The sequence below is a fragment of the Parendozoicomonas verongulae genome (assembly GCF_009711465.1).
In the GTDB taxonomy this organism is placed as follows: domain Bacteria; phylum Pseudomonadota; class Gammaproteobacteria; order Pseudomonadales; family Endozoicomonadaceae; genus Sansalvadorimonas; species Sansalvadorimonas verongulae.
The window spans coordinates 1-529 of the sequence record NZ_SMME01000307.1; the positions used below are offsets into that span (position 1 = coordinate 1).

Annotated in this window: 1 protein-coding gene; it reads left to right on the forward strand. The window is 57.3% G+C overall.

The features are described 5' to 3' along the window. On the forward strand, positions 1–529 hold a 529-nt coding region (locus E1189_RS22270; RefSeq protein ID WP_196220852.1), incomplete at both ends, for a hypothetical protein.

Consider the following 529-nt stretch of genomic DNA (forward strand, 5'->3'; position numbering starts at 1 on the left):
CCCGGCTGCGCACCCGGGCGGCCGGGGGGCTGGTGAATGTTCCTTGCGAGGACAAAGAGATCGAACTGAGTCTTGGCAGACTGCTTCAGAGCATTGGTGGGAAGGAGAACCTGAAGGCGGCCTGGGACATCTTTACCCAGCTACGTACCCGGGCGGCTGGAGGACAGGCGAATATCCCTTGCGAGGACAAGGATATCGAACTGGCTTTGGGCAGGCTGCTTCAGATCATGGGGGGTAAGGACAACCTGAAAGTATCGAAGGAAATCTACACCCGGTTACGTACCCGGGCGGCCAGGGGGCAGGCGAATACTCCCTGTGATGACAAGGATATCGAGGTAACACTGGGCAGGCATCTCCAACTCATGGGAGGTCCAGACAATCTGAAAGCGGCTCTGGATATTTTTGTCCGGCTGCGCACTCAGGCGGCCGGAGGGAAGGCGGATACTCCCAGTGAGGATAAGGAGATCGAACTGGGCCTCGCATCTGTTTTTATTGATTCGGGAGCATGGGGGCAGTTTGATGGACTACA